Source organism: Leptolyngbya sp. Cla-17, assembly GCF_016807185.1.
Lineage (GTDB): Bacteria > Cyanobacteriota > Cyanobacteriia > Leptolyngbyales > Leptolyngbyaceae > ULC077BIN1.
Map to the genome: position 1 here is coordinate 2,177,365 of NZ_JAEVYN010000002.1, position 17,985 is coordinate 2,195,349.

Consider the following 17,985-nt stretch of genomic DNA (forward strand, 5'->3'; position numbering starts at 1 on the left):
ACTCTGCACTCCGTACCCCGCACTCCGCAATTAATCTAAGTTGCGCCCAGTCAGTTCTACAAAAATGTCTTCCAAATTTGAGGCTCTTACCATCATGCCTGTTTTGTCGGGTTGCTGATTGAGGTAAGTGTTGGCATCTTCTAGGGTTGGAAAAAACTGATACTCCCAGCGATCGCCGAGTTGCTTCATCACCAATCCTTCTCCATGCTTCTGGCGAAACTCTGCTAGAGTGCCCAATTCGATGAGGGTGCCGTTGTCCATCACGCCAATTCTGTCGCAGAGATACTCGACCTCATCCATATAATGGGTGGTCAGCAGCATCGTTACACCCTGCTTATTCAGGTCGCGAATGATTTCCCACAGGCGACGACGGGCTTGGGGATCGAGTCCGACGGTGGGTTCATCCAAAAAAAGAATTTCGGGTTCGTGCAGTAAGGCTCTGGCAATTTGCAGTCGGCGCTTCATGCCACCCGAAAGGGTTTTAGCAGCATCATTGCGGCGATCGCTCAGTTCCACATACTCTAGCCAGCGATCGATATCCTGCTTGCGGCGCGAGTTCGGAATGTGGTGCAGCCGTCCATGAAACTCCATGTTTTCCCACACCGTTAAGTCGCCATCTACGCTGGTTTGTTGCAGCACGACACCAATTCGTTGGCGAACCTGCATTGAGTTCTGCGCTACATCATACCCTGCCACAGTGATCGCTCCGCCAGACAGTTTGGTCAGGGTGGTAATCATGCGAATGGTCGTCGATTTGCCTGCACCATTAGGTCCTAATAACCCAAACATTTCTCCTGCTTTGATGTCGAAGGATAGATCATTGACTACAGGTTTTTGGGTGAAGGTTTTGGAGACATGTTGTAAAGAAACGGCAACGGTCATAGGGAAAAGGCGAAAGGGCGAGTGGTGAAGGGCAAAGAGCGAAGGGCGATCGCACAGCATGTGTTGTGCGCAACCTAAATACACCATCAAAAATGGCTATGCGAAAGCACTTTTTCAGGTTAGCGGATTTCTTGTTACAGCTCGTTACTTTGTGAGCAAATAAAACGTTCCTGACGCAGCGAGATCGCCTGTGGAGAAAGATAGCATGAGTGCTGTCGTGTGCCCCTGTTTTATTCGACATTCAAGGTTACTGCCATGAAATCTACCTATCTTCCACCTGTTATTGCGAGCCTCTTACCGTTCAAATCCATTGTCCCGCTGGGCCTCGCGGTCACTAACCTGATGATGTGTTCGGCTGCCAATGCCCCCGCGATCGCGGCTGAGTTATCCAATCGCAGCATAATACTGGCTCAAACCACCACCGTTCGCGAAGTTCCAATGCTGGGAACATTGATCAACACGGTGTTGCAGGATGCTTATCAGCGTACCAATCTTCCCCCTGCTACGCTCAAAGTTAGTCAGGCGAAGGCTATGACTTTTGGCAATCCCTGCATCTTCAATTTTGGCGAAATTTGCACAAAGGAATACAACCCGGTGGAAGGCTGGGATGTGGTATTGCAGGGCAACAATCAGACCTTGAACTATCGCGTAGATAAAACGGGTTCTAAAATTGCGATCAATCCCAAAAATATTGCCGCGATTAGCCTGCCAGTTGCTTTGCAGAATCAGATTTTGACTGCTGCCGCAAACCGGGCTGGGTTGCCCCCTACCAATATAAAAATTACTCAAGCCACCGCCAAAACTTTTAGCAATCCCTGCGTCTTCAATTTTGGCGAAGTTTGCACATTCGACTACCGCCCGATTGAAGGCTGGGATGTGTTAGTCGCCGTGCGGGGACAAACTTGGACGTATCACATTGATAAAACAGGTTCGCAAATTGCGCTAGATCCTAAAGTGGGGGACACCAATGCCCAGCTACCGACGCAGGTGCAAACTGCGGTGATGCAAGATGCAATGAAATGGTCGCGATCGCAAACTGTAAAAATTACCGAAGCAAAACAGCAAACATGGGGCAATAGTTGCTCTTTTGGCTTTGGCAGAATTTGCCCCATGTTGTATCAGCCAGTTGAAGGCTGGGAGGTGAAGGTCAGCACTGGCAAAATGGACTGGACTTATCGCGCTAATCAAACGGGGACACAGCTTGTGATGGATCGCCGCCCCACGCTGCCGACTCAAGTTGCAGACGCGATCGCTCAAGATCTTTTCCAACGAAATGGACGGGCCGCTCGTCCCGAAGCACTTCGCTTTTTGGATGTAAAGCAGCAGCCGAATCGCTCTTGCGTTCTGCTGGGTGGATGCCGCGACGAAACGAACTGGCTGGCGATCGTATCCAACGGTCAACAGCAATGGGGCTATCAATCCAATGAACGCGGCTCGCGGGTACTGCCCCTATCCGTCAGCCAAGTGCTGCAAGCCAATGCTCAAGCCGAGAGCGATCGTTAACTCGACTTGCTCTGTAGAGCGGTGTATGGTGTGGAAAGTAAGCAATCCTGCACCGCTCTATGTCAATCCACAACTTAATTCACAGCCGCCTAAACCCGATTTATGCCACATTAGACACCGCTACAACGGGTACAATTTTGCGCCCCTGGGATGTGGGAGATGATGTGATTGAACTGCAAGAATTGTTAAAAGCGTTTGGTTTTAAGCTGGTTGTCACGGGTGCATACGACAGTCGCACCGAAGATTGCGTCATGATTTTTCAGCGCCGCCATGGGTTTCGAGTTGATGCGGTGATTGGTCCCAAAACTTGGGCAGCACTTAAACTCGGCGTGAAACCAGGCAGCCGGGTTTTGCGTAAAGGTCTTTCGGGGTTTGATGTGTATGAGCTGCAAGGATTGTTAAACATCAATGGTTACGCGATCGAGCGGGATGGATTTTTTGAAGAGCAGACCTATCAAGCAGTGATGGAATTTCAGCACCAGCACAAGCTTAGAGACACGGGCATGGTTGATCGCGTCATGTGGGCAATGCTGCAAAACCGCGGTCACTAGTTCTTCATGCGATCGCATAGAATTCTAAGCACTTTGCTACACTCAAGTTCAGCCTTCGCTCTCCATCCTTCTTCACTTCCTCCCCCTTATGACTCGCCGTATCGCCGACCTCCTCCGCCACGGACAGCCCACCGAAACCGTCACCATCAAAGGCTGGGTTCGCACCAAACGTGAACAAAAAGAATTCAGCTTTGTTGAGGTGAATGATGGCTCCTCCATGGCAGGGCTGCAAACGGTAATCAGTCAGGATGTACCAGAGTATGCCGCGACTATCAAACGGCTCAGCACCGGAGCCTCCGTGGAAATCTCTGGCATTTTAGTAGAGTCTCCCGCCAAAGGACAGCGGATCGAATTGAAAGCTGATTCCGTCACTGTTTACGGTGAAGCCGACGCAGAAACCTATCCGCTACAGAAAAAACGTCACTCCTTTGAGTTTTTGCGAGACATTGGACACTTGCGCGGACGCACCAATACTTTGGGGGCGGTGTTTCGGGTGCGAAATGCGGCGGCAACAGCGATTCACCAGTTTTTTCAAGAGCGCGGCTTTCTCTGGGTGCATACGCCGATCATTAGCGCTAGCGATTGCGAAGGGGCGGGAGAAATGTTCACCGTCACGGGTTTCGATTTGAATAAGGTGCCCTTGACAGAGGATAAACAGGTAGATTTTAGTCGTGATTTCTTTGGCAGGCACGCCTACTTAACGGTGAGCGGACAGCTTGAAGCCGAAATCATGGCGATGGCGTTCAGCAATGTCTACACGTTTGGACCTACGTTTCGGGCTGAAAACTCCAATACGTCACGCCACTTGGCAGAGTTTTGGATGGTAGAACCGGAAATGGCGTTCTGCGACTTGGATGGCGACATGGAACTAGCAGAAGCTTTTCTCAAGGATGTATTCAAGTTTGTGATGGAAACTTGCCCAGAAGACATGGAGTTTTTTAACCAGCGGATTGATGATTCTATCTTGGCGACGGCAGACAATATCATTAACAATGAGTTTGCCAGAGTGACTTACACCGAAGCGATCGCTCTACTCGAAAAATCCAGCAAGACCTTTGAATATCCGGTGGAATGGGGCTTGGATCTGCAATCGGAACACGAACGCTATCTGGCAGAAGATCATTTCAAAAAGCCCACCGTCATCACGGATTATCCCGCCAAGCTCAAAGCTTTTTACATGCGGATGAACGAAGATGGCAACACCGTCCGCGCGATGGACATTGTCGCCCCCAAAATTGGCGAAATCATCGGCGGTTCTCAGCGAGAAGAACGACTGGATGTGTTGGAGCAACGGATCACCGCCCAAGGACTCGACCTCGCTGATTACTGGTGGTATCTGGATCTGCGCCGTTATGGCACCGTGCCTCATGCAGGCTTTGGGCTGGGCTTTGAGCGGCTAGTGCAGTTCATGACTGGCATGGGCAACATCCGCGACGTGATCCCCTTCCCCCGCGCTCCCCAAGAAGTCGAATTTTAAAGGATCTGCGAGTTGATGGGCATTAGCAAAACAAGGAGAGTGTCATTAGGTTCTTGCATTTCAGAAATGAACAGGTATGATACGTTACTCAAATTAATTGAGGTTGCATTAGTGCAATTGATCTCCTTTAATGCATAAAGCTACCTTTAACCTCGAAACAAACTTGCCCAATCTTGTTGATCCGCTGGAGCAAATACCGGATTTTAGTTTGCTGCATCTTAACCAACTGAAAGACTGCGATCGCGCAGCTCACGATTGGTATCGATTTGTGCTGTCTTTTCCGCCTCACTTGGTGCAGGACTATTTGGAGCGGTTTGGCATCAACGCTGATCAGCGCGTGCTGGACCCATTTTGTGGCACGGGCACAACGGTGGTGGATGCAAAAAAACTAGGCATTGCTAGTGTCGGCGTGGAAGCGAATCCAATGGCGCACTTTGCCGGATCGGTGAAGTTAGATTGGAATCCCAAGCCTGATGAGCTGATACATCAGGCTGAGCGAATTGCGGAAAGAGCAATCCGAGAAATTGAGCGATCAGAAGATTGGCGATCGCTGCCGGAAGACGGCACCAAAATTATCCTGAAAAACTCCATTAGTCCTTTGCCGCTGCACAAAGCCCTAATTTTGAAAGAGCAGATTTTAGCGGAGAAGTCGGGTTATCAACGCCATTTTCTGCTAGCTTTTGCACGGGCGATCGTCACGGATATTAGCAATCTGCGCTTTGGTCCAGAAGTTGGCGTAAGCAGCAAGCTCAAGTCCGATGTGCCCGTGGTTGAAGCATGGCTGGCACGGGTGGCAGCCATGGCAGCCGACTTACGCTATTTACAAACCTTGCCCAATGCACCCGCCACCATTCACCATGCCGATGCTCGCCAGTTGGTGCAGGTGTTAGAGCCAAACTCGATTGATGCGGTGATCACCTCGCCACCCTATCCCAACGAAAAAGATTACACCCGCACGACCCGGCTAGAGTCTGTGCTGCTGGGCTTTTTGAACAATAAGGCAGAGCTACGAGCGTTGAAACAAGGATTGATGCGATCGAATACGCGCAACGTCTATAAAGCAGATTTAGATGATCAATGGGTTTCTCGCCATGCTGAAATTCAACGGATCGCCCAAGAAATTGAAGATCGCCGGCTGGAACTGGGCAAAACCAGCGGCTTTGAGCGACTCTATCATCGTGCGGCAAAGCATTACTTTGGCGGAATGGCAAAACATCTGGCAGATTTGCGGTGGGCACTCCGCCCCAATGCCCAGCTTGCTTACGTCGTCGGCGATCAAAAATCCTATCTTCAGGTGATGATCCGCACAGGAGAACTGCTGGCGGATATTGCTCAAGGTTTAGGCTATGAAGTGGTCAGAATTGATCTATTTCGCACCCGTCTAGCAACGGCTTTAAAGGAACAAATTCGTGAAGAAGTGGTGGTGCTTCGCTGGTCGGGAAAGATGCCAACTACGTCTTATCCATTCAGCGATCGCCCCTTATGACTTTTCAACATCTAAAAGGAAAACGCCAAGTTAATTTCTACCCACACAGATAGCTCAAGCTGTATAGTGGATAACATTTTTGAACGAAGTAGAAAGACATCGGTCATTACCTTACACGCCATTATTAGCTATATCGTTTACTAGTCAGGTCTCTAAATTTCAGTTATTGGCAGCCCAAGTAATGAAGGTAATCAATCCAAAATTAGAATTGCTCGTATTTCCTTAATTAAATCTATTCAATGTCTAAATCTCTTAATAATTTTTGATTTGCTTTTGCAACTATAGATTTTGGGTCAAGGGAGTTTCTCAGAAATTGTTCTCGTACAACGGATCTCCACTCTGATTGACCTGCTCCTGTAAATGTTGACCGTAGTTCTCGGAGTAAACTTATTACTTCACGAGACCAATTCCTAAAATTCTCAATGTGCCACCAGCCCACTTCATCAGCAAATGTTGGACCATCATGATGAATCTTCGACTGCGTAGTGATCATAGCTGTGTAAATCTCAGCGTTAGGACTAAGCGAAACATTATCTTTAATCCACTTGTGATGAGAAGCAGCCTGGCGCACGTGCTTTACAGATATAGCGTGATCTGGATTAGAGTCACTTTTATCTTCAAAGACTAGACACAGCTTTTCATTTGAAATCCACCATGGGTCAGGAGTAGCTTGCCCAGATGAATTAGCCGCTGTGAAGCCTAGCATTTCTCCCAATCTTCGATGCGCCTCTTCAAACTGCTCACTGTCATTTGACTCTAATCCTTCCAAAATGGCTTTTGCAGCTTCCTCGAATTTTTGCGGAGAAGCAAAAGAGCTAGTTTCAAATAGAAACTCTATTCGCTCAACATTTGCATCTAGAAACCCATCATCTTCTACTACTACTTGCATATCATTATCTTTGGCTAATCGAGCAGCGAGAACACGAAGCCAGTTGAGAGCAGGTAGACAACCTGAAGCTCTTTTATAAAGATCTATTGCCTTAGTTGTGAAAACTTGGTTCTCATTTTTTTGATAAGCCAGTTCAGCTCCTGATGCAGCTAAGTAATACCAAAAACCACGTAACCCCTGTAAATCATCTCCAGAAAGAATACTTGCTATTTGTTGGGAAAGTTCAAGGCATTTTTCATAGTTCTCGTTCCACAGTGCATATAAATAATCCACTTCGAATCGAGCTGCTTCAAACAACTTATCCTGACCGGGAATTTGTAGTTGCGAAGCCTCATCTCGATATTCTAGGATTTCCGTATCTACATCGTCCCAATCACTCCCATGCCCAAGAAAAATCTCAAGGTTTTCAAGAAAATCGTCATGAGTTCTTTCTTCAGATTGCTCAATTCCAAAAATGAGTTCGCCTTGAAGTTCTGGATGAAATAGAGAGCGTTTTTCTTTAAGGACAAGCCAATCGTGAAAGTCCTGTCCAATTATGATTACGGCAGCGTAATCAGTTGCACTTCTTGTACAGCGCCCAAAAGCTTGAATTATTCTGGTTCGAATTCTATCCTTAAACAGGTTTCCTGCAAGCATGCGTGTCATAAAAAATAATTCTTGCAAGTTTCCTGCTTTAGGAAGCCCTTCGATAATTAGTAATCGGCAATCATCATCAAGTAGATCAATTCCATCGTATCTATTAGCTAATACTGCAACTCCCTTTTGTGCTGATATAAATTTATCTTTAGATGCCTCGATATCCTGCGCCTTGTATACAGGAAAATTCTCAAACAAAGTTTTGTATTTATCTGTCCTATGATCGTTTGGAACTAGTATCAGGGCACGTCCGGCACGTTCAACAACTGCCTTCGTTAATGAATCAATTTCATCAGCTGGCAGGCTCATTTCTGGAAACACAAAATACCGTCTTCCAATACCCTGCTTATCCCAACCAGTGGGTATTGGTAACCTATGAAAAGAAGGGATTCCCGTTATGCGCTCTAGATCACCACCAAGACCTAAAGTGGCAGACATAAAAATCCTTTGAGTCGCATTTGCAAATGGCTCATGAGATAAAGAAGGCGGAATATATGGACGAATAAGAATATGGCTATAGCTCACGTAGACGTGACATGCTTTTAGATGTCCATGTAGAAGTGACCAGGGATAAGAAAGATTACTTTTTGGGGCAATGTTTTCTGCCAGAAATGCATAAATCTGAGGCAAAACTTCAATAAAGAAAGATGTTGGAATTTTCTCTATCCATTTAAACTTACGGCGGATTGCAGTGTTAAGAGGGACAGTAACAGCAGTGTGCAAACCAGTTGTGCAAATGTTGAGGATCTATCAAATCCATCGCTGTGGCAATGAGGGTATCTACCCTTTTCGAGGTTGTCGGCGAGAACTGTCTTAGGAAAGCCTTTAACTGTGACCACCAATGCTCAATCGGATTAAATTCGGGAGAGTAAGGAGACAGATACAGAACCTTCGCTCCAACCGCCTCAATTAAAGGTGCAATGGCTTTTACCTTGTGAGCAGGCAGGTTATCCATGACCACGACAGCCCCTTTCCACAGTTGAGGCACAAGACACTTTGAGACGTACACCTCAAAGACAACCGCGTCCATCGACTGATCTATCGTCATCACAGCCAGCACCTTTGAGACGGTAATCGCGCCCATGACACTCACCTTCTTGCCCCGATAAAAAGGTTTGAAGTCATACGCTCGTTCCCCAGGTGCAGCACGGGCATGGGTTCGCATGAGTCCCAGTAGAACACCCATCTCATCGAGAAACACTAAATCTTTGAGTTCTATACTCGTCACCTGTGCCCAGTACTCCTGTCTCAGGAGTTGGACTCGTTCGCTGGTGGCTTGGCTGGAGCGGAGCGTTTTTTTTTGCGCGGTAAATTGAGTCTCTGAAAGGTTCGGCACATAGTACTTTGGCTAACCCATAGCCCAGTCTCATCAAAGAGTAGCTCACAATATTCCGCTAAGGTCGCATCGCGCTGGTTCTCGAAGATCGCCACTAACTGGTCTTTGTGCTCCATCACAGGACTCACCGAACCACCCTGCTTATGGGGAACGACGTGACCTTCTGTGCGCTTCTGAATCATCCATCTCTCGACGCAACTCTTGCTGACAGCAAAGCGGGCAGCAACTTTTCGGATCGAGCTATCACCCTTCTCCATAGCACTTACAATCTTCTCTCGAAAGTCTATGGAATACGGCTTCATTTTTGACCCAACGTTGTAATCCTTCATTGTCCTCTATCTGACTGCAATCCGCTGTATCCGGATCAGAAGAGAGAAAACGCTGCTGCTCCGATGGAGGCAAGAATTTTTTAATTATGTCTAAAAAACCGAAATAAATGAGCTTGTGCTCAATACGGCTAATATTGAGTGACCAATTTGAGGCAATATAATTTTCAGCAGCATGAGCATCATCGAGAATAATAAGTTGAGGACTATCAAAAAACGGATTCGTGTTAAAAAACGCACTATATGGTGCAACCGCAATTGTTTTTCCAGTTTGATAACTTGATTTGTCGCTTGGGCTATAATCCTTTACTTTTCCAATAAAAGGTGTGGCTGTAATTCCATATTTACGCTCTGACTGCTCACAAACTTGTAATGCCAACTGCTTCGTAGGGCAAAGGTATAAAACACGTTCGTTTTGTGTCACCCGACGAAATTCAGCGATTAACAAACCAACAAGTGTTTTCCCGCTGCCTGTAGGTAGTTCAAGCGCAACATTAGGTTGATTGAATGCCTCATCTTGATAGCGCCTCAATATGTCAGATTGATGTGAAATTAAACCCTGTACAGTACGGTTTCTTCTGTCACGAAAAAGTGCTTCAGGATTATCATACGATGTGGTAAATTTTTTCTTTTTCCGAAATGCCATGCTATCTTATATCGTAATTTACTAGGGCTTATGTAGAAGTTATCTCATACATCTCCGCCATGAGTGCTTCTACAGTAGTACAACACCTTTGATGCAGAGCCAGATAACTTCTCTTTAAAGAGAAAGTTTCCGCACATCATTCCAAATTTGGGAAACATAAATAGATGATCTCCGCATGCCACCTTAAATTGGGTAGAGTAGTGGAAAAAATTGGGTGGAGCAGTACGAAACTTTCTGTGTAGTATCCTGATCTGATGACTTTAGCATGTGCAAGAAAAGCGTTAAGTAAATCTGCACTCAAAAATCTAGTGTTGACCTCCAGTCAGTTTCAGGCGGCTATCCGTTTAAATTGCTTGCCGGAGCGATCGCTAAATTTTTTGAATTCTTACGTTGTAGTCATACAGAAGCTAGCCATGTCTCCCCTCAAATTTGTTTACTCTGGGTATCGCAACACGCTGCGTCATCCCAAACTGCGCTGGTGGATCGTTGCAGGCACATTGCTGTATGTGCTGAACCCATTTGATATTGTGCCTGATGTGTTTCCGGTAATTGGCGAGATTGATGATGCAGTTGTGGTAACGATTTTGGCGGCAGAAATGTCTCAAGTGGCTCTGGACGGTTTGAAGGTGCGCAAACAAAGCAAACGGGAAAATTTGCCTGCGTAATTGAATGATGACGTGGATGCAATCTAGAATCGTCAATATTCCAGTGGATTGAATAGTTGACGATGAATAAGACGATTTTATGTTTCCAGGTGGGTTAGCATAACCGACGAGAGCGCCCACCTTAAGGAATTGCAAGGAAACAGGGTAGTGAAAGGCTTTACCGATAGATTTTAGAGGAGCGATCGCACCTTCTACTGAAACTTATGACTTCCAAGATCTTTAAAGTTGGCACCTTCAATCTGTTTAATCTGATTTTGCCTAACGTCCCTTACTACGAGAACCGTCGCTATAGCCCCGAAGAATTTGCGAAAAAGAAAAGCTGGATCGCTCACCAGCTTAACGGCATGAATGCCGACATCGTGGGTTTTCAGGAGGTGTTTCACGTCGAAGCGCTCCAGCAAGCATTAGATGAAAGTGGTTCGTATCGCCACGCTAAACTGCTGGCACCCACCCGCACCGGAGAAAGCCCCATAGTCGCTCTGGTGTCTCGCTTCCCGGTACTAGACCACCGAGTCATTGAGGTGTTTCCGGCAAAAGCGCAGCTAGATGTGGACGGGGTCATCATTCCCTTTAATCGTTTTTCTAGGGCGGTGCTGTCGGTAGACCTGGCGCTGACTGAGCATTTGAAATGCACGGTGTTTGTGGTTCATCTCAAATCGAAACGTCCGATTTTTCCAGATGACATAGACCGAAATGATCCGGTTGAAAAAGCAAAAGGTCAGGTGAGGGCACTGATTCAACGAGCGGCAGAAGCAACAGCGCTGCGGGCGATCTTGATGGAGTTTTTGCAGGGACAGGCTCACCCTGTAATTTTGATGGGTGACATCAACGATGGTGGTTTGGCGGTTACGTCGCAAATCGTTTCGGGAGAGCCGCCGTTTCACAAGATGCAGTTTGAGCGCAAAACAGAACTGTGGGATGTGCTGCTTTACAATGTTAAAGATATTCAAGCCCGTCGCAGCTATGGGGATTTTTACTACACGCATATTCACAATGGACATTACGAAAGCCTGGATCACATTATGGTGAGTCAAGAATTTGTAAGCGAAAATCCCGATCGCGTTGGGCGAGTGAATTATGTATCGGTGTTTAATGATCACTTGATGGATCAGACTCTCAGCCGCGATGGGGTGGAACTATGGCAATCTGATCATGGACAGGTGGTGGCAGCGATCGAACTGGGACGATAATGCTTGACCCCTCCTTTTAATCTTTCTCCTCCAAGGTGGATATTCTAGTTCTTGCCCCAGTGAGAGGGCTACGGCAGTTTTTGCAGGTGTTTTAGAAAAAATTGCACATTGCGTTACTTTACCTCTGCATTTCTTTGCTAGCGGTACACTGGTAAAGATTTAATTGGATAAAATCTGGCATTTTAGGGTTAGTCATGGCGACATTTTTATTGGAAGTTGGAACAGAAGAATTGCCAGCAAGATTTGTGGATGAGGCGTTGGAGCAATGGCGATCGCGCATTCCCAACAGCCTTGCTGAACGATGCCTAACTCCAGAAAAAATTGAATACTTTGGCACCCCTCGCCGCCTTGCCGTAATTATTTGGGGGTTGCCAGAACGCCAGCCTGATCAGGAGGAAGAAGTGAAAGGTCCTCCAGCACAAGCGGCTTTTAAAGATGGTCAACCGACAAAAGCGGCGGTAGGGTTTGCTCAAAAACAGGGAGTCGCCCTGGCGGATCTAGAAGTTCGTCCGACGGAGAAGGGCGACTTTGTTTTTATGCGTAAAACAATTGTGGGGCAAGTAACCGCAGATATTTTAAAAATCTTGGTGCCAGAGTGGATTACGAAGCTAGAAGGCAAACGATTTATGCGTTGGTCGGACGGAGAGCTGAAGTTTCCTCGTCCCATTCGCTGGTTGGTGACCTTACTAAATGATGAGATACTGCCGATTGAACTGAGGAATGAATCGCAAGGATGCCACAGCGATCGCGTTTCCCAAGGTCATCGCGTGCTGCATCCAGCCGCCGTGAACATTACTCACGCTAAAGACTATGTGAACATTTTAGAGAGTGCCTTTGTACAAGTAGATGTTGAAAAACGTCACGCCTTGATAGAGCAGCAAATTCAAGCGGCGGCAGAAGCGGTGAATGGAGTCGCGGTGATCAATTCAACGCTGCTGCAAGAAGTGACAAATTTGGTAGAGTATCCATCGGCAGTGGTGGGCAAGTTTGATGCGGAGTTTTTGGAATTGCCAACGGAAGTGATCACCACGGAGATGGAAAGTCATCAGCGCTATTTTCCAGTCCTAAAGCAGGCATCGGATGAACTGTTGCCTTATTTCATCACGATTTCCAACGGCAATCCGAGTCAGGCAAGCCTGATTGCGAAAGGGAATGAGCGAGTCATTCGGGCGCGTTTGTCAGATGGAAAGTTTTTCTTTGATGCTGATCGCGCCATTTCCTTAGAAAAGTATCTCCCTAAATTAGAAACGGTCACGTTCCAGCAAGACTTAGGATCGGTACGGGCAAAAGTTGATCGCATTGGTCGAGTGGCAGGGCATATTGTAGATCAACTCCAAAGTGAAGCCTGCGATCGCAGCCTGGTTGAAGAGGCGGCGCTGCTTTGCAAAGCGGATTTAGTGACGCAGATGGTGGGTGAGTTCCCAGAACTGCAAGGCGTGATGGGACAAAAATATGCGCTGGCATCAGGCAAACCCAAAGCAGTGGCGGATGCAATTTTTGAACATTATTTGCCACGGGGTGCTGGAGATGCTTTGCCTGGTTCTCCAACGGGACAGGTAGTGGGATTAGCCGATCGCCTGGACACATTGGTCAGCATTTTTGGGCTAGGGATGATTCCAACTGGTTCTTCTGATCCGTTTGCTTTGCGTCGGGCTGCCAATGCGATCGTCAATATCATTTGGTCAGCGAACTTGCCTATTAATCTGGCGCTTTTGCTGGATCAAGTTATTGCTGATTTTGCGGAGTCGTTTGCAGCAGTGTTAAAGCATCAGGTGGCGGAACTGCGGCAATTGCTACAAGATTTTTTCTTGCAGCGCATTCGCACATTGCTACAGGACGATCGCCAGATTGATTACGACTTGGTAAACGCCGTGCTAGGGGAAAACGATTTGGAATATACCCAGCGATCGCTAACAGATTTGCTAGAAGTGCGCGATCGCGCTTTGTTCCTTCAATCCATTCGCAATGACGGCACGTTGGCAACGATCTATGAAACTGTCAATCGAGCTTCTCGCCTTGCGGCTCAAGGAACGCTGGATACACAGCAGCTTGATCCAACGACAGTGATTCAACCAGCCCTGTTTCAAAAAAAATCAGAGCAAGCTCTGTTTGATGCACTGAATCACGTGAATCAGCAAATGCAAGGAACCCGGAACTACCAAAAGCTGATAGAAGCTTTGCGACAGATCTCGCCCGCTGTCGCTAACTTTTTTGATGGAGAAGATAGCGTGCTGGTGATGGACTCAGATTCAGCTATTAAGCAAAATCGTTTGAATCTATTAGGCATATTGCGAAACCATGCACGGGTATTGGCGGATTTTGGCGCGATCGTGAAGAGTTGAAGGCTTGAAAATTTAGTCCAAATTCAGTCCAGAGATTTTTTTGAAAATATATTAGTGCTGTAAAAGCCTTGTATAAATGTCTATCAAGGGTTTAAACAAGGTGTGACTAATTGCGAGGGCAGCAATTAGTCGAGCTTCCCTTATCCAAATTTATAGCAACGGACGGAAGACTTAGGACAAGGGTCAATTCACAAAGCTCACGGGTGTTGATGTTCATCACCAATCTGTCCTAACACACCCGGCGACAGCTATACTAAGTAAAACATACTATGTTAACCTTAGTGTTTTTTGGTAGCAGTATACAGATGCGATCGCATCTGTATACTGCCCAAGCATCTTCTCTAGGACTTGCCACCGGGGGGAGCCACATTAATTAACTCTGGTTCTTTCGGACTTGGCTTACGCTTGATAGTTTGGTCAACCGTAGGGCGTTGATCTTGATCAAACTCATCTAACCTCACAAAGCGACCCGTCTCAATAGAACGGTAGAGCGCACGAATAATGTGAACGTCTATTAAACCTTCCTGACCTGATGGTTCTGGCTCTTTGTTATTCAAAATGCAATCTGAAAAGTAAACAAATTCAGCAGCAAGCTGATCATGTGGTTCAAACTTGCGCTCCTGCATTTCGCCATCAATCGTCAGGTAGTGTTTTATTTCTCCCTGAGATGCATAAGCTGGCTTAACCAGCAAATCACCTTTGGTACCAACAACTTGATAGGTTGAAACCTTTGCTGCTCCAAAACTACAGGTAAAATTTGCCAAGCGATCGCCTGGGAACCGCAAGATCACACTGGTCATTTCCTCGACTTCTTGAAAGCGCTTTTCTCCGTTACTTGCGCTAGTCGCAAAAACTTCAATTGGCTCATCTTGAAACAGATAACGCGCAGCATTAATGCAATAGATCCCAATATCATCCAGCGTGCCGCCACCAATCTCCTTGTCAACTCGAATATTGCTTGCTTCAACTTGTTGAGTGAATACTGAATTAAAAATCCGCGGCTCTCCCAGTTGTCCCGAATTAACCACCTCCACTGCCTGCAAATTTGCTTCCTCTAGGTGCAGGCGGTAGGCAATCATCAGCTTCACGTCATTTTTTTGGACAGCTTGAATCATTGCCTCACATTCGTCTTCAGTGATTGCCATTGGCTTCTCACACAGCACATGAATTTTCGCATTAGCTGCCCGTACTGTGTAATCTCGGTGTAAGTGATTGGGTAGCGCGATATATACAGCGTCAATCAAGCCACTGCTCAAACAATCATCGTATTCCTCATAAGAAAAGGTGCGCTGCACTGAACTATATTGACCACTAATCTCCGTCAGCTTAACGGGGTCATCAGAAACAAGAGCAACCAGCTCAGAATTTTCAGCATTTGCAAAAGCAGGTAGAGCAGCCGATTGGGCAAACCAACCGAGTCCAACTACGGCATAACGAATTTTTTGGTTAGAAGTATTTGAAGTCATTGCTTAATTTTTAGTGAGTGATTTGCGTTCATTCCTGAATCAAAATAGTGCCTAGCAACAAGTCACCTGTTCTTGTGTCGACTTAATTAGCTAACGCGTATCGCTGCTTGAAAGGCTTACTTCGCCCATCATTTTCGTGAAAAAAATCTCTAGAATGTAACGTTTGTAAGGTTGCCATGTGACCAGTCCTTACAAACGTCAGCACCGATCAGGGAGAATAAGACTCATCACCCACAGCTTAAAACTGAGCCTTTATTGCACCGGCGTAATAATTACTGCTCCGCCGGGCGCGGTGTTGGGATAGGTCTGAACGCCCTGGGGAGAAATTGTACTACCTTGAGGAGTGCTTCCGCCGGATGGTTGAGTCACCGTTCCTGAGCCGGAAGACGGGGTTATAACCGTGCCGCTTGGGGGGGTAACGGTACGAGGGGAAGTAATTGGAAAAGTACTAGTAGGTGTAGGCGTTGTGGTTCTGGGAGTAATGGTGGTAGGCGTTGTGGTTCTTGGGGTTGTAGTCCTGGGCGTTACTGTTCTGGGAGTTGTAGTCCTGGGTGTTACAGTACTGGGAGTTGTAGTCCTAGGGGTCGTGATGCTAGGCGTTGTAGTACTAGGACCAGTAGGTGACGTGGGGAGAGTGCTATTACCAGGTGTTAAAGTGCCACCTGAAGGAATTTGAGATTGTGCAGAGCCATTTGGGGCAATGGCAAATGCACTAATCAAGAGAGCAACGGTTTGAAAGAGTAGTTTTTTCATGGTGGTCCATTTCGCTTTTACTCCTATCACGGTAGGTCGTACCACAAGAGATGCCACCCACCAATGGTAAGAATGAGATCGCCAAGCTTTGCCCCTTCAGGACTATTCCATATCCATCTCAATTCGTCCGATTCCTGTTCCAGCGTAGTAATTTCCCAGAATGGCACGATAGCCGTAGCCCTTCTCCGCCAGTCCTAAAGCTCCAACCTGGCTCATTCCCTTCCCTTGAAACGCATCTATTACAATATCGTCTGTCGCCGCATAAAGTGATTCCACCACTCCACCCCGATAACTGACAAACTCTCCTCTCGTGGAGTTTACTGCTTGTCGAGTAGTGTCTGTTTCGCTCTCGATCCCTTTATAGACTTGATAGTACTCGTCATCACCCATGTCATAAAACTGACGATTTACGGGCTTAATGTGGTACGTCAATGCATACGATCGCGCCGCTACAGCTTGAGCTTTCAATGCTTCCATTGGCCAACTGGGTGACACTTCACTACCCACAACACTGTAAAGGTAATATTGCATACTGACATAGTTCACCGCCCACAAACGCCCTTCTTGAAGCACGAGCAGCATTCGTCCACGATAATCGCGATCGCCGACTCGAATTAACCCATTGGGAGTTGAGTCAATCACCACAACCGATGGAAGTTGCATCGAATCCAGCAGCAGCCCCTGTCCATCTGCTTCCACAGTGTAGGTAGACTGAGCCGGAAGGGTGTGAATCGGCCGCCCATTCACACCCAGTATCACACCGCCCATGGACGTGCTAATCGGTAAAGTCGTTACTCCCGAAGCGATCGCCACCCTCATTTCAATTGCAGCATCAACCGATAAATTGGCAGGTAAAGGAATAGACGCTGCGACAGGTTTACGAAGTGGAGCCGTTGATTTTTTTTGAGGGAGCTTTTTAACAGAAACAGAGACCGGAACCGAACGAGGAGAGGGTGTCACGCGAGGGGAAGGCGACGCCGAAACCAATGATGGCATCGTTGACACCGACGTTGGCAGCATTGGCGTTGAAGTTGTCACTGAAGTAGGCGGAAGTGATGGTTGACTCTTCGCAAACGGTAGATTGAGCAATGGAATTAGCCCAAGCACTGGCACAATCAACCAGGGATTTTGCTTGATCCAATCAAAGATTGCATGTCTATCCATGTTTTCAGGCATTGCATTTGACCCATATTATGATATCTGCCAAAAATTTCCTCATGCATTTTAGCTCCGTAAACAAGTCTAAGAGCTATGTTGGTGAGTTTTTCGGTCAGATTTATAAATTTAAAAGCGATCGAACATTTGTATCAATCAAGATTCTCTCGTCTTTACTTGAGACTAAACTATAGACTCAAATGAGACAGTGAAACAACAATAAGAATTTTATTCTAAGTATTTAAGACCCATCAAAAAGCTTTTTTCTATCAAGAGCAGCATTTATGGTTTGGGCGGTTAGTTGCACGTACAAAATAGATACAGTCCAATACATAGAGTAGTAACTATCTAATATCATTCTCATTTTTGAAGCTGTCATCATTCTGAAGATGTAATTCTACCAACTAAAGGAAATACCTCATTCAGCCGTCTGTATGGTTGTGTTGTTATACAGCTAACTTTGCCCCTACTTAATCCTGCTATGAGTAATCTGTAGGCAAACTGACAAATCCATGAATCAGCTGTATCGGATACTTCAATATAGTGTCGCTCAATGTGAAAGTGGCGATCGCCTCAGCCTATTGTCTTATTACTTGCCCTGAATGCCATTTATGTCAGCAACAGTAAGATTATTAACTGGTTATTTTGGTGAAGCAGAGCGATCGCCACAGGGCAGGCGCAG

General features: G+C 46.6%; 15 protein-coding genes. 7 read left to right on the forward strand and 8 right to left on the reverse strand.

Going from position 1 to position 17,985, the window contains the following annotated elements:
• Positions 1-30 precede the first annotated feature (30 nt).
• Positions 31-882: an ABC transporter ATP-binding protein gene (locus tag JOY44_RS20890; protein ID WP_171576166.1), complete on the reverse strand. Its 852-nt coding sequence runs from the start codon at positions 880-882 to the stop codon at positions 31-33.
• Between the two features lie 255 nt (positions 883-1,137).
• On the opposite strand from JOY44_RS20890, the gene JOY44_RS20895 reads away from it, so the two are divergent.
• The 4 genes from JOY44_RS20895 (at position 1,138) to JOY44_RS20910 (ending at position 5,899) form a co-directional block, all read left to right on the forward strand.
• Entirely contained in the window at positions 1,138-2,385 is a 1,248-nt protein-coding gene (locus JOY44_RS20895) for a hypothetical protein (RefSeq protein WP_197985627.1), read from the forward strand.
• Positions 2,386-2,444: 59 nt separating this feature from the next.
• Positions 2,445-2,936 (forward strand): peptidoglycan-binding domain-containing protein, encoded by a 492-nt coding sequence (locus JOY44_RS20900; RefSeq protein WP_171575451.1) that lies wholly within the window; start codon positions 2,445-2,447, stop codon positions 2,934-2,936.
• Positions 2,937-3,024: 88 nt separating this feature from the next.
• Positions 3,025-4,413, forward strand: coding sequence for an asparagine--tRNA ligase (gene asnS / locus JOY44_RS20905; RefSeq protein ID WP_171575452.1), 1,389 nt, complete (start codon positions 3,025-3,027; stop codon positions 4,411-4,413).
• A 130-nt stretch (positions 4,414-4,543) separates the two neighbouring features.
• Positions 4,544-5,899, forward strand: coding sequence for a DNA methyltransferase (locus JOY44_RS20910; protein WP_171575453.1), 1,356 nt, complete (start codon positions 4,544-4,546; stop codon positions 5,897-5,899).
• 232 nt (positions 5,900-6,131) lie between these two features.
• Here the strand turns inward: JOY44_RS20910 and JOY44_RS20915 are convergent, their stop codons facing one another.
• The 4 genes from JOY44_RS20915 to JOY44_RS20930 are packed head-to-tail and all read right to left on the reverse strand — an operon-like array spanning position 6,132 to position 9,732.
• Positions 6,132-8,147, reverse strand: coding sequence for a helicase C-terminal domain-containing protein (locus tag JOY44_RS20915; protein WP_171575454.1), 2,016 nt, complete (start codon positions 8,145-8,147; stop codon positions 6,132-6,134).
• The gene (locus JOY44_RS20920) at positions 8,119-8,760 is read right to left on the reverse strand and encodes an IS630 family transposase (protein ID WP_171571819.1); all 642 of its coding nucleotides are present in this window, start codon (positions 8,758-8,760) and stop codon (positions 8,119-8,121) included. Before JOY44_RS20920 ends, JOY44_RS20915 begins: the two co-directional genes overlap by 29 nt.
• Positions 8,673-9,017 carry a helix-turn-helix domain-containing protein gene (locus JOY44_RS20925; protein ID WP_171573986.1) on the reverse strand — a complete coding sequence of 115 codons (345 nt, stop codon included), beginning with the start codon at positions 9,015-9,017 and terminating at the stop codon, positions 8,673-8,675. Before JOY44_RS20925 ends, JOY44_RS20920 begins: the two co-directional genes overlap by 88 nt.
• Entirely contained in the window at positions 9,004-9,732 is a 729-nt protein-coding gene (locus tag JOY44_RS20930) for a DEAD/DEAH box helicase (RefSeq protein WP_171575455.1), read from the reverse strand. Before JOY44_RS20930 ends, JOY44_RS20925 begins: the two co-directional genes overlap by 14 nt.
• 254 nt (positions 9,733-9,986) lie before the next feature.
• Between JOY44_RS20930 and JOY44_RS20935 the strand changes: the two genes are divergently transcribed.
• From JOY44_RS20935 to glyS, 3 genes are all read left to right on the forward strand, one after another.
• Positions 9,987-10,397 carry a YkvA family protein gene (locus tag JOY44_RS20935; RefSeq protein ID WP_171575456.1) on the forward strand — a complete coding sequence of 137 codons (411 nt, stop codon included), beginning with the start codon at positions 9,987-9,989 and terminating at the stop codon, positions 10,395-10,397.
• Positions 10,398-10,600: 203 nt separating this feature from the next.
• Entirely contained in the window at positions 10,601-11,587 is a 987-nt protein-coding gene (locus tag JOY44_RS20940; RefSeq protein ID WP_171575457.1) for an endonuclease/exonuclease/phosphatase family protein, read from the forward strand.
• A 194-nt stretch (positions 11,588-11,781) separates the two neighbouring features.
• Entirely contained in the window at positions 11,782-13,929 is a 2,148-nt protein-coding gene (gene glyS / locus JOY44_RS20945; protein ID WP_171575458.1) for a glycine--tRNA ligase subunit beta, read from the forward strand.
• 341 nt (positions 13,930-14,270) lie between these two features.
• On the opposite strand, the gene JOY44_RS20950 is transcribed toward glyS, so the two are convergent.
• From JOY44_RS20950 to JOY44_RS20960, 3 genes are all read right to left on the reverse strand, one after another.
• Positions 14,271-15,395, reverse strand: coding sequence for a Gfo/Idh/MocA family protein (locus JOY44_RS20950; RefSeq protein ID WP_171575459.1), 1,125 nt, complete (start codon positions 15,393-15,395; stop codon positions 14,271-14,273).
• Between the two features lie 252 nt (positions 15,396-15,647).
• Positions 15,648-16,148: a hypothetical protein gene (locus tag JOY44_RS20955; RefSeq protein WP_171575460.1), complete on the reverse strand. Its 501-nt coding sequence runs from the start codon at positions 16,146-16,148 to the stop codon at positions 15,648-15,650.
• Positions 16,149-16,250: 102 nt separating this feature from the next.
• The gene (locus JOY44_RS20960) at positions 16,251-17,312 is read right to left on the reverse strand and encodes a SpoIID/LytB domain-containing protein (RefSeq protein ID WP_171575461.1); all 1,062 of its coding nucleotides are present in this window, start codon (positions 17,310-17,312) and stop codon (positions 16,251-16,253) included.
• Positions 17,313-17,985: the final 673 nt, after the last annotated feature.

Coding starts and splice junctions, on each gene's coding strand:
- JOY44_RS20890 (WP_171576166.1), bottom strand. CDS start 882: ATGACCGTTGCCGTTTCTTTACAACATGTCTCCAAAACCTTCACCCAA.
- JOY44_RS20895 (WP_197985627.1), top strand. CDS start 1,138: ATGAAATCTACCTATCTTCCACCTGTTATTGCGAGCCTCTTACCGTTC.
- JOY44_RS20900 (WP_171575451.1), top strand. CDS start 2,445: ATGTCAATCCACAACTTAATTCACAGCCGCCTAAACCCGATTTATGCC.
- asnS (WP_171575452.1), top strand. CDS start 3,025: ATGACTCGCCGTATCGCCGACCTCCTCCGCCACGGACAGCCCACCGAA.
- JOY44_RS20910 (WP_171575453.1), top strand. CDS start 4,544: ATGCATAAAGCTACCTTTAACCTCGAAACAAACTTGCCCAATCTTGTT.
- JOY44_RS20925 (WP_171573986.1), bottom strand. CDS start 9,017: ATGGAGAAGGGTGATAGCTCGATCCGAAAAGTTGCTGCCCGCTTTGCT.
- JOY44_RS20930 (WP_171575455.1), bottom strand. CDS start 9,732: ATGGCATTTCGGAAAAAGAAAAAATTTACCACATCGTATGATAATCCT.
- JOY44_RS20935 (WP_171575456.1), top strand. CDS start 9,987: ATGACTTTAGCATGTGCAAGAAAAGCGTTAAGTAAATCTGCACTCAAA.
- JOY44_RS20940 (WP_171575457.1), top strand. CDS start 10,601: ATGACTTCCAAGATCTTTAAAGTTGGCACCTTCAATCTGTTTAATCTG.
- glyS (WP_171575458.1), top strand. CDS start 11,782: ATGGCGACATTTTTATTGGAAGTTGGAACAGAAGAATTGCCAGCAAGA.
- JOY44_RS20950 (WP_171575459.1), bottom strand. CDS start 15,395: ATGACTTCAAATACTTCTAACCAAAAAATTCGTTATGCCGTAGTTGGA.
- JOY44_RS20955 (WP_171575460.1), bottom strand. CDS start 16,148: ATGAAAAAACTACTCTTTCAAACCGTTGCTCTCTTGATTAGTGCATTT.
- JOY44_RS20960 (WP_171575461.1), bottom strand. CDS start 17,312: ATGGATAGACATGCAATCTTTGATTGGATCAAGCAAAATCCCTGGTTG.